Consider the following 14,258-nt stretch of genomic DNA (forward strand, 5'->3'; position numbering starts at 1 on the left):
GACTCTATCAGACTGTTTCCAGTGCCGATTTCCTCGGTGCTTTCCAGGTTCTTCGCTTTCGCGCTTTCCCTTTCCGGCGGTTCCGACTCTATCAGTGGATTTCCGTCTCTCTGACCACCTATTCCATGGCATGCAGGAATAGGGATCCGAGATAGGATCAACACTCACAAGAGGCGCTGCCGACACACGACTCACAGAGAAGTGAGTACGTGTTGGGGTCAGGCAGGAGTACGACAGTACATGGCACCGCTTGTTGAGGCAAATCGTTTCCGGTGCATCCCTAGGTCATCCAAGCAGGACCTCTCATGCGGAACCGGGACTTCTTATGACTTACCCTGCTGAAGCAGGTATGCCGTCCTGGACAGGTAGTGACGGCGCCTCACGAACTCCGCCCCTGGGAGGCCCCCCATGACCAGCGTGATGTCCCCTCTTGAAGGTCGCGCCATCGGACTTGCCGCAGTTCCCGACCCCGTGTTCTCCGGAGCCATGGTCGGTCCCGGCACCGCTATTGACCCCGTACGCGAGCCGTCCGCGGCCGTGTCCCCCGTCGACGGTGTTGTCGTCTCCCTGCACCCGCACGCGTTCGTCGTCGTCGACGGCGAGGGCCACGGTGTGCTGACCCACCTCGGTATCGACACCGTTCAGCTCAATGGCGAGGGCTTCGAGCTGCTCGTGAACAAGGGCGACACCGTAACGCGCGGGCAGGAGGTCGTTCGCTGGAACCCGGCGGCGGTCGAGGCTGCCGGCAAGTCGCCCATCTGCCCGATCGTCGCCCTTGAGGCCACCGCCGATGCGCTCTCGGACCTGGTCGAGGACAGCGACGTGAAGGCCGGCGACGCTCTCTTCACTTGGAAGTAGACGTCGGCGCCGTCAGAGACGGCGGGTAGTACATCCACCGCGGCGGCAGGGTCCGTCGCAACTAGCGGAGACGGTGAAATGGAGACAACGCTGCGAGGCGTCGGCGTGAGCCACGGTGTGGCGATCGGCGAAGTTCGGCACATGGGCACGGCGGTTCTGGAGCCGCCGGCCAAGCAGATTCCGACCGAGGATGCCGAGCGCGAGCAGGGGCGCGCCCGGCAGGCGGTGGAAGCTGTGGCAGCCGACCTGATTGCACGTGGCAATCTGGCCGGCGGCGAGGCCCAGGCCGTGCTGGAGGCTCAGGCCCTGATGGCTCAGGACCCCGAGCTGATGGCCGATGTGGACCGTCGGATCGCTGTGGGCAGCACCGCCGAGCGCGGTGTGTACGACGCGTTCGCCGCGTACCGTGCGCTGCTGGCGAGTGCCGGTGAGTACCTGGCCGGGCGAGTGGCCGACCTGGACGATGTACGCAATCGCATCGTCGCGCGTCTGCTGGGTGTCCCGATGCCGGGCGTTCCCGACAGTGACAAGCCGTACGTGCTCATCGCGCGGGACCTGGCGCCCGCGGACACCGCGCTGCTCGACCCGGCTCTGGTGCTCGGGTTCGTCACCGAAGAGGGCGGGCCGACCAGCCACAGTGCGATTCTCGCGCGTGCGCTGGGTGTGCCGGCCGTGGTCGCGCTGCCGGGCGCCGGTGAGCTGGTCGAGGGCACGGTCGTGGCCGTCGACGGCAGCACGGGTGACATCTTCGTCGAGCCGAGTGCCGAGAAGCGTGCCGAACTGGAGTCCGCGGCTGCCGCGCGCAGGGCGGCGCTGGCCGCTTCGACCGGTCCCGGTGCGACGTCCGACGGGCACAAGGTTCCGCTGCTCGCCAACATCGGAGGTCCCGCCGATGTCGCCGCAGCGGTGGAAGCCGGTGCCGAGGGTGTGGGCCTGTTCCGCACCGAGTTCCTGTTCCTTGACGACAGCAAGCAGGCGCCGTCGGAGGAGTCGCAGGTCGAGGCGTACCGCAAGGTGCTGGAGGCCTTCCCCGAGGGCCGGGTCGTCGTGCGTGTGCTGGACGCCGGTGCGGACAAGCCGCTCGACTTCCTGACGCCGGCCGAGGAGCCGAACCCGGCGCTGGGCGTACGTGGTCTGCGTTCGCTGCTGGACCACCCCGAGATTCTGCGTACGCAGCTGACCGCGCTGGCGAAGGCCGTCGAGGGTCTGCCGGTGTACCTGGAGGTCATGGCGCCGATGGTCGCGGACCGTACGGACGCCAAGGCGTTCGCGGACGCGTGCCGTGAGGCGGGGCTGCAGGCGAAGTTCGGTGCGATGGTGGAGATCCCGTCGGCCGCGCTCCGGGCACGCTCGATCCTCCAGGAGGTCGAGTTCCTGTCGCTGGGAACCAACGACCTGGCGCAGTACACCTTCGCCGCCGACCGTCAGGTCGGTGCGGTGTCGCGTCTGCAGGACCCGTGGCAGCCCGCACTGCTCGACCTGGTGGCGGCTTCCGCCGATGCCGCCAAGGCCGAGGGCAAGAGCTGTGGTGTCTGTGGTGAGGCCGCGGCCGACCCGCTGCTGGCCTGTGTGCTGACCGGTCTGGGTGTCACCTCCCTGTCGATGGGCGCGAAGGCGATTCCTTATGTGCGCGCGACGCTGGCGAAGTACACGCTGGCGCAGTGCGAGCGGGCGGCTGCCGCGGCGCGTGCCGTGGACACCGCCGAGGAGGCCCGCGTGGCCGCGCAGGCGGTGCTGTCCGGGGAGTGACCCGGCAGCGTTGATGTTCGAGGTCCGAGGGGCCGCCGGTACTGCCGGCGGCCCCTCGGGCTTTTTCAGTGGTGGGGGCGGCCCGGGGTGTTCGGGATCGGGTAGCCCGCGCAGTATTCGACGCCCGACTCCGGGGCGACCGGTTCGCCCGTCTCGGCGTCGGTGCAGTAGGCGCTGAAGACCTCGCCCACGGTCAGTGCGGCTAGGTCGCCCCGGTCCAGGCGCCAGCCGTACACCCGGTCGGAGGTGTCGGCCCGGGTGGTGCGCAGCACCACTCCCCCGTGGCTTTCGAGGGCGATGCCCGCGGCGAGGACGGTCACGAACTCGGATCCTTCCTCGTCGTTGAGTTCGGGGATGCCGTTCTCGCCCACTTCGACGTGGAGCACGGCGAGCAGTTGTTCTTCGTCCGCGGACACGCTGCACACCAGGTGGTGCGTGCCGGTCCCTGCTCCCTGGAGCAGGGCGACCAGGAGGTGCGAGGCCCGTTCGAAGGCTTCGCGGCCGATGTCCTGGCCGCAGTCGGCGCAGTTTCCCAGGTCGGAGAGGAGCAGGGACGCGCAGCCCCAGGTGGCCTGCCGGACCGCTTCGTTGATGAGGACGGGGACCAGGCTGTCGAGGGGCTGGCCCGTATAGGGGACGCAGGCTCCGTGGGCCGCTACCTCCGCGGTGAAGCGGGCGCGGGTCTGCGGTCTGTCGGGGTCGAGGCCCGTGGCCGTACAGAACTCCGCGAACTCCTGTGGGTCGAAGAGGGCCACGCTGGTGTGCAGGCCTTCGGAGGCCAGGGTCGTGAGCAGGGCGTCGACCTGCTGGAGATAGACCGTGTGGTCGTCGAAGGTGAAGGTGCGGTAGCCGGCCATCGCCGCGAAGTCCTCCTCGTCGACCAACAGGCCTACGGTTCCGGGGACTTCGCGGCGCAGGGTGCGGCGCATCGTCTTGGTGGTGCGGTTCTCGGTCCGGTTGTTCCTGGTGTGCTCCATTGCTCCCCCATGAGCGCAGTCGATGATTGCTCACTCACCGTAACCGGGGGCACTGACAACGGGGCTCGGCCGTCCGCGGTCAGCCTTGGGCGCGGGTGCGGGCCAGGTTCTCGTAGAAGTGCAGGAGGTCGATGTTGTCGACCGAGCCGGGGTTGACCGCCTTGGCGAGCGGGGTGCCCTGGAGGAGGCGCTTGACCGGGACTTCGATGCGCTTGCCGGTGAGGGTGTGGGGGACGGCGGGGACCTCGATGACCTCGTCGGGGACGTGGCGTGGGGAGAGTGCGGTGCGGATGGTGTTCTTGATGCGGGTGCGCAGTTCGTCGTTGAGTTCCGCGCCTTCGGCGAGGTGGACGAAGAGGGGCATCCAGTAGCCGCCGTTGGGTTCTTCCAGGCCGATGACGAGGGATTCGCGGATTTCGGGGAGGCGTTCCACGGCTTCGTAGATGTCGGCGGAGCCCATGCGGACGCCGCCGCGGTTGAGGGTGGAGTCCGAGCGGCCGTGGATGATCACGGAGTGGTGGTCGGTGATCGTGATCCAGTCGCCGTGGCGCCAGACTCCGGGGTAGGTGTCGAAGTAGCTGTCGTGGTAGCGGGTGCCGTCGGGGTCGTTCCAGAAGTGGATCGGCATGGACGGCATGGGGTTGGTGACGACGAGTTCGCCGACCTCGCCGGTGAGGGGCTTGCCCTCGGGGTCCCAGGCCTGGAGGTCGGTGCCGAGGCAGGCGGCCTGGAGTTCGCCGATGTGGACCGGGAGGGTGGAGACGGCGCCGGCGAAGCAGCTGCAGACGTCCGTGCCGCCGCTGACGGAGGCGATCCAGAGGTCGTGGTCGCGGGCGGCGAACTCGTCGTGCAGCCAGCGGAAGCCGTCGGGCGGTAGCGGGGATCCGGTGGTGGCGACGCACTTGACGCGGGAGAGGTCGTGGTCGGCGGCGGGGTGGACGTCCGCTTTCCGGCAGGCCATCACGTAGGCGGCGGAGGTGCCGAAGAGGGTGGCGCCGGTCTTTTCGGCGATGGCCCACTGGGCTCCGGTGCCGGGGAAGCCGGGGCTGCCGTCGTAGAGAACGATCGTGGTGCCGGTGAGCAGGCCGGAGACGAGGAAGTTCCACATCATCCAGCCGGTGGAGGTGAACCAGAAGAAGCGGTCCTCGGGGCCGAGGTCGCAGTGCAGGCCGATCTGCTTGAAGTGTTCGAGCAGGATGCCGCCCTGGGACTGGACGATGGCTTTGGGGAGCCCGGTGGTGCCCGACGAATAAAGAACCCACAGCGGGTGATCGAAGGGAACTTGCTCGAAGACCGGCTCGTTGTCACTCTCAGTGAGGGAAGACCATTCGAAAGTGCCGGAGGGGGCAGGGGTGTCGAGCAGGGGGATGTGGACGACCGCGCGGAGGGTCGGGAGTTCGCGGCGGAGTTCGGCGACGGTGTCGGTGCGGTCGTGGGTCTTGCCGCCGTAGCGGTAGCCGTCGACTGCGAAGAGGACGACGGGTTCGACCTGCTGGAAGCGGTCGAGGACGCTGCGGGCGCCGAAGTCGGGGGCGCAGGAGGTCCATACGGCGCCGACGGCGGCAGTGGCGAGGAGGGCGGTGACAGCTTGGGGGATGTTGGGGAGATAGCCGCTGACGCGGTCTCCGGGGCGTACGCCGAGGGCGCGGAGTTCGGCGGCCAGGGAGCCGACCTGGCGGCGGAGCTCCGACCAGGTGACGGGCACCGGGTTCTGGGTCTCGTCGACGTGCAGCAGGGCGGGTTCGTCGGCGCGGGACGGGTCTTCGGCGGTGCGCAGGGCGTGTTCTGCGTAGTTGAGGGTGGCGCCGGGGAACCACTGGGCGCCGGGCATGGTGCGCTCGCCGAGCACGGAGTCGTACGGGGTGGAGAAGCGGACGTCGAACCACTCGGCGACGGCCTGCCAGAACGTGTCGAGTTCGGTGACCGACCAGCGGTGGAGCGCCGGGTAGCCGCCTTCGGCAGGGGCTCCGTAGCGGTCTGCGGCCCAGGCCTGGAACCGGGTGACCGCCGCCTCGGCGATGCGGTCGGGGCCCGGCTGCCAGAGGGGTTCCGGCTGGGCTGTGTTCGTCGCGGAGGTCGAGGTCATGGAGTGGCTCCCGGGTTCTACGGCTCTGCGCTTCTGGTCCTGCGGGTGGTGCGGGTGGTGTTCCGGGGTGCGGGTGCGCCCGGGGTGAGGAGTGCGGTGGGGCGCTCCTCGTGGCGCCCGGTCGTGCGCGGGTCCTGCTCGGGCGGGGTGGGCGGGCCGGGCTTCGGGCCGGTGCCCCCGGCGAGGCGGGAGGAGTGCGCGGTGCGGGCTGAGGGGGACGATGCCATGTGATCGTCTTCGGCACCAGGGTGAGTCGGGATCCGTGCTGATGGGGGCCGGTGGTCGGAGCGGGCGGGGTCGACGGTGGTGAAGGAAGGTGGGTCGCGGAGTCGGGCTGGGTGAACGGGAGTTGAACGGGGCCCGTTGGGCGGTGGGGCGGTGGCAGGGTGGGGGCTATGAACGGTCGTGACCTGGTGCGTTCGGTGAGGCTTGTCGGTTCGGTGCAGGGGCTTCGGTCCGTGCGGACGGCTTGGCGGAGGCGGCGCACCGATGCGTGGGGGCTGCCTCCTCGGCGGGCTGAGCGGGCGCGGGTGCCGGGGGCGGTGAGTGGCGCGGAGGCGTTGCCCGGGGGTGGGATCGTCCGGTTCGCCCGGTCCGAGCTGCGGATTCTGGTGGCCGCGGGCGGGGCGGTGTTCTGGGGGTGGGACGGGGTGGCGCCCGAGCCGTCGTATGCCCTGGCCGGGTTGTGTCCCGGTCCGGATCCCCGGGTGGTGCTGGAGCCGGACAAGGACGGTGGCTGGCGGGTCGTCTCGGAGCGGGTCACGGTGGCGGTCTCCCGGCACGGGGCGATCGAGGTGCGGACGCCGGGTGGGGTGTTGCTTCGGCGGGAGCTGCCGCCTCGGTGGTGGGAGCCGGTGGGGGCGGCGGGGGTGGTGGGGAGGGCGGGAGCCTCCTCGGTGGGTGACGGGCGTGCTGGTGATGTTGGTGAGGGGGTTTCAAGTAGGGCTGGGGAGGGGTGTGCAGGTGGGGGGCGTGAGGGGCGGTGGTTGCAGCGGTCCGAGGTGGGGGCCGACGCGCGGTTCTTCGGGCTCGGGGGGCGGGCCGGTGGGCCCCGGCTGAGGGACGGGACGTACCGGTTGTGGAACACCGATCCCGGTGGGGAGTTCGGGCCGGGGGACGATCCGCTCTCGCTGACGATGCCGGTGCAGTTCGTCGTGGCGGACGCGGGGACGCACCTTGCCTTCTACGACAACTCCTGGGACGGGCGGGCCGTGCTGCGGGAGGGCGAGGAGGGTGGTGGTTCGGGGCACGACCGGGCGGGGTGCAGTGAACTGCGCATGACCGGGGGGCCGTTGCGGTGCTGGGTGGTGGTGGGGACGCCCGCGCGGGTGTTGCAGGGGTGGACGGCGCTCACCGGTCGTCCCGTACGGCCGCCGTCCTGGGCGCTCGGGCCGCAGCACGCGCGGTGGGGGTTCGGGACTGCGGAGGAGGTGCGGCGGGTGGTTGCCGGGTATCGGGAGCGGGGGCTTCCGCTGTCCGCCGTACATCTCGACATTGATCATTACGACCGGCATCGGGTCTTCACGGTGGACCGTGCGGCGTTTCCCGACCTTCCGGGGCTGGCGCGGGAGTTGCGTGAGGGGGGCGTGCGGCTGGTGTCGATCGTGGATCCGGCGGTGCGGGCGGCGGAGGGGAATCCCGTGTACGCGAGTGGGGTCGCGGCCGGGGCGTTCGTACGGGACGGGCGGGGGCGGGAGGTGCGCGGGGAGGTGTGGCCCGGGGAGTGCGCCTTTCCGGACTTCACGGATCCGGGGGTGCGGGAGTGGTGGGGCGGCTGGTACCAGGAGCGGCTCGACCAGGGGTTCTCCGGGGTGTGGCACGACATGAACGAGCCGGTGTCGTTCTCCGCCTTCGGGGATCCGACGCTGCCGCTGTCGGCGCGGCATGCGTTGGAGGGGCGCGGTGGGGATCATCGCGAGGCGCACAACGTGTACGGGCTGGCGATGGCGCGGGCGGGGTACGAGGGGCTGCGGCGGTTGCGGCCGGAGGAGCGGCCGTTCCTGTTCTCGCGGTCGGGGTGGGTCGGAATGCAGCGGTACGGGGGGACCTGGTCCGGGGATGTGTCCACCGGGTGGCCGGGGCTGCGGGCTTCGCTGTCGCTGGTGTTGGGGCTGGGGTTGTGCGGGGTTCCGTTTTCGGGGCCGGACGTGGGGGGTTTCGGTGGGAGCCCCGGGGACGAGCTGTATCTGCGGTGGTTCCAGTTGGGGGCGTGGCTGCCGTTGTTCCGTACCCATGCGGCGATCGGGGCGGGGCGGCGGGAGCCGTGGGAGTTCGGGCCACGGGTGCTGGAGCATGCGCGGGCGGCGTTGGTGGAGCGGGAGCGGTTGCTGCCGTACTTCGTGACGTTGTCGCATCTGGCGCGGCTCACCGGGGCGCCGTACGTGAGGCCGGTGTGGTGGGGGGCGCCCGGGGACCGGGGGTTGCGGGACTGCGAGGACGCGTTTCTGTTGGGGGACGCGTTGTTGGTGGCGCCTGTGCTGGAGCCGGGGGTGAACCGGCGGGCGGTGCGGTTGCCTCGGGGGCGTTGGTACGACGCGGCTACCGGGGCCGCGTACGACGGGCCTGGGCAGGTGCTGGTGGATGCGCCGGGGATCGGTGGGGCGGAGTCCCGGATTCCGGTGCTGGTGCGGGGTGGGGCGGTGATTCCGGTGCGGGGGCCTGGTGGGGGGCTTGAGTTGGAGGTGTGGGCTCCGGAGGTGGGGCGGACCGGGGGTGGGCTGTTGGTGCGGGACGGGGGCGAGGGGTGGGAGCAGCCTTCGGTGGAGCGGTTCACTTCGTGTGTGCGGGAGGGGCGGGTTGTGGTGGAGCGGGTGGGGGGTGGGGAGGTGGGGGTTCCGGTGCGGGTGAGGGGGGTTTGAGGGGGGGTGAGGGGTGGTTCCTCCGGGGTGGGGCTGTTCGTCAGCGGTGGGTGTAGGTGCCGGCGAACCAGGCTCGGGCTGCCTGGGTGTGGAGGGGGAAGGCCAGTTCGGTGGGTGTGCGGAGGATGTGCCAGCCCGCGGTTTCCGCCGTGGGCGTGGACGGGGGCAGGTCGGACTCCTCCATGGTGGGGAGCAGGCCGAAGAGGAGGAGGTGGTCGGTCGGGGAGCTCATGGCGTCGGCCAGGCGAACGGCGGAGGCCGGGGCTTCGATGCCGGTTTCTTCGTGGAGTTCGCGGACTACGGCTTGGCGCCAGTCTTCGGCATGGTCGATGAAACCGCCGGGGAGGGCCGGGGAGCCGATTTGGGGGGCGATGGTGCGGGTGATTACCAGGAGGCCGGGGGTGGAGGTGGAGGTGGCTGCGGTGGGGGTGAGTGGGTTTACGGGGAGTAGGGCGACTGCTACCGGGAGGGGGTTTCGGTAGGTGGTTTCTTGGCAGGTGGGGCAGTGGCGGGGCCAGGGGGTGGGGGTTGTTGTGGGGGTGGGGTATGGGGTGCCGCAGTGGGGGCAGTGGGAGTGCTTCACGGGGTGAGGGTAGGTGAAGTGGGTGGGAGGGGGGTGGAGTTGGGGCTCGGCCGGGAGGGGACGGGGGTGAGGGTGGAGGTGTGCGGTGGGGCACTTGGTGGGGAGTGGGGGCCGTGGCGGAGGTGAGGCGGGGCCGGAGGGTTCGACTCCGCCGGGGGCCGCCCCCTTGCCCGCCCGTTCCGCCCCCGGGGGGGGGCGGCCCCGCCGCCCAAGGGGGCGGGGGCGGGGGTGTAGAGGCGGCCGCGCCGCCCAAGGAGGCGGGGCAACGTGGGCGGCCGCGCCGCCCAAGGGGGCGGGGGCGGGGGTGTGGAGGCGGCCGCGCCGCCCGAGGGGGCGGGGCACCGGGTGGGGTGGGCCCGCCGCCCGAGGGGGTGGGGTGTAGCCCTGCGGCCGAGGGGCTAGGCATCGTGGGCGGCTCCGCCAGCCAAGAGGGCGGGGGCGTAGAGGCCCCGTTGAGCCAGGAGGCGGGCGGCGTAGCGGCTTCGCCGATCACGACGGCGGGACCGTAGAGGCCTCGCCTCGTGAGTGGCGGGACCGTAGAGGCCTCGCCACGTGAGTGGCGGGTCCATAGAGGCTTCGCCGCGCGAGTGGCGGACTCTAGCGGCTTCGCCGATCAAGGCGGCTCTGCGACGAGGGCGGGCCTGGCGCCCGGGGCGGGGCCGTGGGCGGGGGTGGGCCCGCAGGCTCAAGGGGTGGGGCAGGTCCTGCGGCCAAGGGGGCTCGGCAGCGGGATGGGGGCGGTTGCGGGGTGGTTGGGGGTGGTAGATGGGAGGGATGAGACGACGGGCTGGGGTTTTGGGGCGGGTGGGTGCAGTGCTCGGGGCTGTGGGCCTTGGGCTTGGATCTTTGGGGGCGGGCTCCGCTTCGGAAATGGGTGCCGATTCCGGCGTGGGAGTCGGATCCGGCGTGGAGGTCGGTTCCAGGGGTGAGGACGGATCCGGGGGTGGGGTCGAATCCGGACGGGGCTTCGGATCCGGCGTGGAGGGCGGATACGGACGGGGGGTCGGATCCGGTGCGGAGGGCGGATACGGACGAGGGGTCGGAGCCGGCGCGGAGGGCGGATACGGACGAGGGGTCGGGGCCGATGTGAGGGGTGGATTCGGGCGGGGGGTTGGAGAGCTTGTGGGGGGCGGGTTTGGGGGTGGGCAGGGGGGTTGGGGGTTTGTTTTGTTGGGGCGGGTGGATTCTACGGTTTTGCAGGACATGCGGTATTTCGGTGCGCACAATTTCGTCGGGGAGTCCGTGGACGGGTATCGGGAGCCGGTTTGTCTGCTTACTCGGCCTGCGGCACTGGCCCTGCGGAAGGCTCAGCGGGCGTTGCTTCGTTCCGGGTACTCGCTCAAGGTGTACGACTGTTATCGGCCGCAGCGCGCCGTCGACCACTTCGTACGGTGGGCGAAGGACCTCGGGGACAGCCGTATGAAGCGGGAGTTCTATCCTCGGGTCGACAAGTCCCGGCTCTTCGCGGACGGGTACATCGCCGAGAAGTCGGGGCACAGCAGGGGCAGCACCGTCGACCTGACCCTCGTGCGGCTGCCCGCGCGGCCGACCGCGCCGTACGTCCCCGGCGAGAAGCTCGTGCCCTGTTACGCGCCGCAGAGCGAGCGGTTCCGGGACAACTCCGTTGACATGGGGACCGGTTACGACTGCTTCGACACGCTTTCGCACACGGACGACCCGCGTATCCAGGGCGCCCAGCGCGCCAACCGGCAGCTGCTGAAGAAGACGCTCGCCGCGCAGGGATTCGTCAATCTCCCCGAGGAGTGGTGGCACTTCACGTACAAGCCCGAGCCGTTTCCCGATACTTACTTCGACTTCCCCGTATCCAGCAGATGAGCGGGCTGCCAGGACCACCCCCGTCGGTCCCGGCAACCCGCTCTCTCTCCTACCGGACGCCAATTCCCGGTATCCGGTTCTCCTTCCGCGCGGAAATCCGAAGCGGTTCCCGTTGCCGCTCCCCCGTTTCCCGTACTCCGCCGAGCACATACGGTGCCCCCATGGAGCAGACATTTGATTCGTACGAGGAGTTCTGGCCCTACTACGTCGCCATGCACTCCCGCGCGGCCACCCGCTGGATCCATCTGACCGGCACCCTCACCGGCCTCGCAGTCACCGCGTACGGCCTGGCGCGCGGGCGCAGGCGCTACGCCGCCGCGCTGCCGCTGATCGGGTACGGGACCGCCTGGCCCGCCCACTTCCTGATCGAGAAGAACAACCCCGCCACCTTCGGCCACCCGGCCTGGTCGCTGCGCGGCGACTTCCAGATGATCCGGATGATGCTGGCAGGGCGCGACGCGGAGCTGGCCGAGACCGCGTCGAAGTGGCTCGCCGAGAACCGCTGAGCGGGAGGGACGGGTAGGGGCGGGGAGGGGTGGGAGGGGGCGGGACGGGCCGTCAGGGGTTGTTGGTGGAACGTCAACTCCCGTTGCTGTCCAGCTTCTTGACGCTCCCACACCGCCGGTGAACACTTCCCGGTGTCAGTCGGCGCCGTCGCCTCACCGGCCCCATCCCGTACCGGGATCGAGCCGCGCCGCGCCCTGCCCAGCCACGGACCGGGGCCCGCCCCGGGCGAGCCCTAGGAGCCGCATGGACGTCATGACCAATGGGGAAATATTCCGCGGGGAAGTCATAGGCACCGCGATCCTCATCCTCTTCGGTGCGGGAGTGTGTGCCGCGGTCACGCTCAGATTCTCGAAGGCGAGAGCCGCCGGGTGGGTGGTCATCGCCTTCGGCTGGGGCTTCGGCGTGATGGCCGGCGCGTACACCGCAGGACCGCTCTCCGGCGGCCACCTCAACCCGGCGGTGACCCTCGGGATCGCGGTCGACACCGGCAAGTGGGGCCAGGTGTGGGTGTACGTCCTGGGGCAGATGGTGGGCGCGATGATCGGCGCCCTGCTCACCTGGCTCGTCTACTACGCGCAGTTCGGCGCCAACCGGGACACCGAGCAGTCGCTGCCCACCCTCGGGATCTTCTCGACGATTCCCGAGATCAGGAACCCGGTAGCCAACCTCCTCACCGAGACCATCGCCACCTTCGCGCTGGTCCTGCCCATCCTGGCCTTCGGCCTGACCGAGGGCCTGGGCACCTCCGGCACCAAGACGCTGATCGTCGCGTTCCTGGTGGTCGGGATCGGTCTGTCGCTCGGCGGGCCCACGGGCTACGCGATCAACCCGGCCCGTGACCTCGGTCCGCGCCTGGTGCACGCCGTGCTGCCGATCCCCAACAAGGGGACCTCGGACTGGAGTTACGCATGGGTTCCGGTGGTCGGCCCGCTGGTCGGCGGCGGACTCGGCGGACTCGTCTACAACCTGGCCTTCTAGCCCGTACCACCTGCCACCTGTCCGGCGGTTTCACCAGCAGCTTCCGAGCGAGGGGACCTCATGACCGACAGCAGCGAGAAGTTCGTCGCGGCGATCGACCAGGGCACCACATCCAGCCGCTGCATCATCTTCGACCACGGCGGCGCCATCGTCGCCGTGGACCAGCGCGAGCACCGTCAGATCTTTCCCAAGCCGGGCTGGGTGGAGCACGACGCCACCGAGATCTGGTCCAAGGTGCAGGCGGTCGTCGCGGGGGCGCTCGCCAAGGCGGGCATGCGTGCGGACCAGCTGAGTGCGCTGGGCATCACCAACCAGCGCGAGACGACGGTGCTGTGGGACCGGGCGACCGGCAAGCCCGTGCACAACGCGATCGTCTGGCAGGACACCCGTACCTCCGCGCTCTGCAACGAGCTGGGCGGCGAGGACGGGCAAGACCGCTTCCGCGACCGGACCGGACTGCCGCTGGCGAGTTACTTCTCCGGGCCCAAGGCCGCCTGGCTGCTCGACAACGTACCGGGGCTGCGTACCCGGGCCGAGCGCGGGGAGATCGCCTTCGGCACGATCGACTCGTGGCTGATCTGGAACCTGACCGGCGGCACCCAGGGCGGTGTTCACGTCACCGACGTCACCAACGCCGGCCGGACGATGCTGATGAACCTGGAGACCCTCCAGTGGGATCCGGCGATCCTCTCCGCGATGCGGGTCCCCGAGGCCGTACTGCCGGAGATCAGGTCGTCGGCGGAGGTGTACGGGACGGCGGTCGGCCAGCTCGCCGGGGTGCCGGTCGCGTCCGCGCTGGGTGATCAGCAGGCGGCGGTGTTCGGGCAGGCCTGCTACGACACGGGCACGGCCAAGAACACGTACGGGACGGGGAGTTTCCTGCTCCTCAACACCGGGAACAGGCCGGTGCCGTCGAAGAACGGCCTGCTCACCACCATGGGCTACAAGATCGGCAGCGAGGCTCCCGTCTACTGCCTGGAGGGCTCGATCGCGATCACCGGCGCGCTGGTGCAGTGGTTCCGCGACCAACTCGGGATCATCCGCAGCGCGGAGGAGATAGAGCCGCTCGCGGCGAGCGTGGACGACAACGGCGGGGCGTACGTCGTGCCGGCCTTCTCCGGGCTGTACGCGCCCTACTGGCGCTCCGATGCACGCGGTGTCATCACCGGGCTGACGCGCTACGTCACCAAGGCGCACCTGGCGCGGGCCGTCCTGGAGGCGACGAGCTGGCAGACGCGGGAGGTCGTCGACGCCATGTACCAGGACTCCGGTGTACAGATCACCACGCTCAAGGTGGACGGCGGGATGACCGTCAACAATCTGCTGATGCAGCATCAGGCGGACGTGCTGGGCGTGCCGGTGATCCGGCCGAAGGTGTCCGAGACGACCTGCCTGGGCGCCGCCTACGCGGCCGGTCTCGCGACCGGTGTGTGGTCGGACCTGGACGAGCTGAAGTCGCACTGGCAGCGCGATGCGGAATGGTCGCCGCGGATGGATGCGCCGGAGCGCGACCGCGAGTACCAGAACTGGCGCAAGGCCGTGGAGCGCAGCTTCGGCTGGCTGGAGGACGGACAGGATTAAACAGCATTACGATCGTCTGGCGACGCATGGAAACGCGTGGGGAAACACGCGGGGAAGTGCGTCGCGCGGGAGGGGCAACTGCCGCGGTCCGCACCCCAGTCGGCGGGGGTGCGGGCCGCTTCGCGGACGGGAGGGCCGCGGGGGGCGACCCGGTGCGGTGTGGCTGAGCCAGTGGCCGCTCGGTGCGGAGTAGCAGAGCCGGGGTTCGCCTGGGGCGGAGTGCCGGAGCCGGGGTTCGCCCAATG

The 14,258-nt window shown here is 70.4% G+C and carries 10 protein-coding genes and 1 pseudogene; 7 read left to right on the top strand and 4 right to left on the bottom strand.

From position 1 onward, the window contains the following. The first annotated feature begins 408 nt into the window (after nucleotides 1–408). Together ACZ5PB_RS41880 and ptsP are read left to right on the top strand one after the other, a co-directional pair. Nucleotides 409–858, top strand: coding sequence for a PTS sugar transporter subunit IIA (locus ACZ5PB_RS41880; RefSeq protein ID WP_468698835.1), 450 nt, complete (start codon nucleotides 409–411; stop codon nucleotides 856–858). A 78-nt stretch (nucleotides 859–936) separates the two neighbouring features. After that, the gene (ptsP, locus tag ACZ5PB_RS41885; RefSeq protein ID WP_468698836.1) at nucleotides 937–2,607 is read left to right on the top strand and encodes a phosphoenolpyruvate--protein phosphotransferase; all 1,671 of its coding nucleotides are present in this window, start codon (nucleotides 937–939) and stop codon (nucleotides 2,605–2,607) included. Between the two features lie 65 nt (nucleotides 2,608–2,672). On the opposite strand, the gene ACZ5PB_RS41890 is transcribed toward ptsP, so the two are convergent. From ACZ5PB_RS41890 to ACZ5PB_RS41900, 3 genes are all read right to left on the bottom strand, one after another. Next, the gene (locus ACZ5PB_RS41890) at nucleotides 2,673–3,584 is read right to left on the bottom strand and encodes a hypothetical protein (RefSeq protein ID WP_468698837.1); all 912 of its coding nucleotides are present in this window, start codon (nucleotides 3,582–3,584) and stop codon (nucleotides 2,673–2,675) included. A 79-nt stretch (nucleotides 3,585–3,663) separates the two neighbouring features. Next, entirely contained in the window at nucleotides 3,664–5,670 is a 2,007-nt protein-coding gene (locus ACZ5PB_RS41895) for an acetoacetate--CoA ligase (RefSeq protein ID WP_468698838.1), read from the bottom strand. Nucleotides 5,671–5,687: 17 nt separating this feature from the next. Beyond that, a complete protein-coding gene (locus ACZ5PB_RS41900; RefSeq protein ID WP_468698840.1) occupies nucleotides 5,688–5,897 on the bottom strand; it encodes a hypothetical protein in 210 nt (69 codons plus the stop codon). A 168-nt stretch (nucleotides 5,898–6,065) separates the two neighbouring features. Here ACZ5PB_RS41900 and ACZ5PB_RS41905 point away from each other — a divergent pair, with 168 nt between their 5' ends. Continuing rightward, nucleotides 6,066–8,528 carry a glycoside hydrolase family 31 protein gene (locus ACZ5PB_RS41905; protein ID WP_468698841.1) on the top strand — a complete coding sequence of 821 codons (2,463 nt, stop codon included), beginning with the start codon at nucleotides 6,066–6,068 and terminating at the stop codon, nucleotides 8,526–8,528. A 40-nt stretch (nucleotides 8,529–8,568) separates the two neighbouring features. Here ACZ5PB_RS41905 and ACZ5PB_RS41910 read toward each other — a convergent pair whose 3' ends face one another. Next, nucleotides 8,569–9,111, bottom strand: a complete 543-nt coding sequence (locus ACZ5PB_RS41910; RefSeq protein WP_468698843.1) for an NUDIX domain-containing protein — start codon at nucleotides 9,109–9,111, stop codon at nucleotides 8,569–8,571. A gap of 1,161 nt (nucleotides 9,112–10,272) precedes the next feature. Between ACZ5PB_RS41910 and ACZ5PB_RS41915 the strand changes: the two are divergent. From ACZ5PB_RS41915 to glpK, 4 genes and pseudogenes are all read left to right on the top strand, one after another. Further along, nucleotides 10,273–10,947 (top strand): annotated as a pseudogene (locus tag ACZ5PB_RS41915) (M15 family metallopeptidase); the annotation flags it as partial. A gap of 161 nt (nucleotides 10,948–11,108) precedes the next feature. Beyond that, nucleotides 11,109–11,453: an Mpo1-like protein gene (locus ACZ5PB_RS41920; RefSeq protein ID WP_468698845.1), complete on the top strand. Its 345-nt coding sequence runs from the start codon at nucleotides 11,109–11,111 to the stop codon at nucleotides 11,451–11,453. 253 nt (nucleotides 11,454–11,706) lie between these two features. Continuing rightward, nucleotides 11,707–12,432 carry an MIP/aquaporin family protein gene (locus ACZ5PB_RS41925; RefSeq protein WP_468698846.1) on the top strand — a complete coding sequence of 242 codons (726 nt, stop codon included), beginning with the start codon at nucleotides 11,707–11,709 and terminating at the stop codon, nucleotides 12,430–12,432. A 60-nt stretch (nucleotides 12,433–12,492) separates the two neighbouring features. After that, nucleotides 12,493–14,013 (top strand): glycerol kinase GlpK, encoded by a 1,521-nt coding sequence (gene glpK, locus ACZ5PB_RS41930; protein WP_468698848.1) that lies wholly within the window; start codon nucleotides 12,493–12,495, stop codon nucleotides 14,011–14,013. The last annotated feature ends 245 nt before the right edge of the window (nucleotides 14,014–14,258 follow it).

The sequence above is a fragment of the Streptomyces sp. NPDC032721 genome (assembly GCF_055579625.1).

What these genes read in the sequence shown, in the direction of transcription:
- ACZ5PB_RS41880 (WP_468698835.1), top strand. Translation starts at nt 409, where the DNA reads ATGACCAGCGTGATGTCCCCTCTTGAAGGTCGCGCCATCGGACTTGCC.
- ptsP (WP_468698836.1), top strand. Translation starts at nt 937, where the DNA reads ATGGAGACAACGCTGCGAGGCGTCGGCGTGAGCCACGGTGTGGCGATC.
- ACZ5PB_RS41890 (WP_468698837.1), bottom strand. Translation starts at nt 3,584, where the DNA reads ATGGAGCACACCAGGAACAACCGGACCGAGAACCGCACCACCAAGACG.
- ACZ5PB_RS41895 (WP_468698838.1), bottom strand. Translation starts at nt 5,670, where the DNA reads ATGACCTCGACCTCCGCGACGAACACAGCCCAGCCGGAACCCCTCTGG.
- ACZ5PB_RS41900 (WP_468698840.1), bottom strand. Translation starts at nt 5,897, where the DNA reads ATGGCATCGTCCCCCTCAGCCCGCACCGCGCACTCCTCCCGCCTCGCC.
- ACZ5PB_RS41905 (WP_468698841.1), top strand. Translation starts at nt 6,066, where the DNA reads ATGAACGGTCGTGACCTGGTGCGTTCGGTGAGGCTTGTCGGTTCGGTG.
- ACZ5PB_RS41920 (WP_468698845.1), top strand. Translation starts at nt 11,109, where the DNA reads ATGGAGCAGACATTTGATTCGTACGAGGAGTTCTGGCCCTACTACGTC.
- ACZ5PB_RS41925 (WP_468698846.1), top strand. Translation starts at nt 11,707, where the DNA reads ATGACCAATGGGGAAATATTCCGCGGGGAAGTCATAGGCACCGCGATC.
- glpK (WP_468698848.1), top strand. Translation starts at nt 12,493, where the DNA reads ATGACCGACAGCAGCGAGAAGTTCGTCGCGGCGATCGACCAGGGCACC.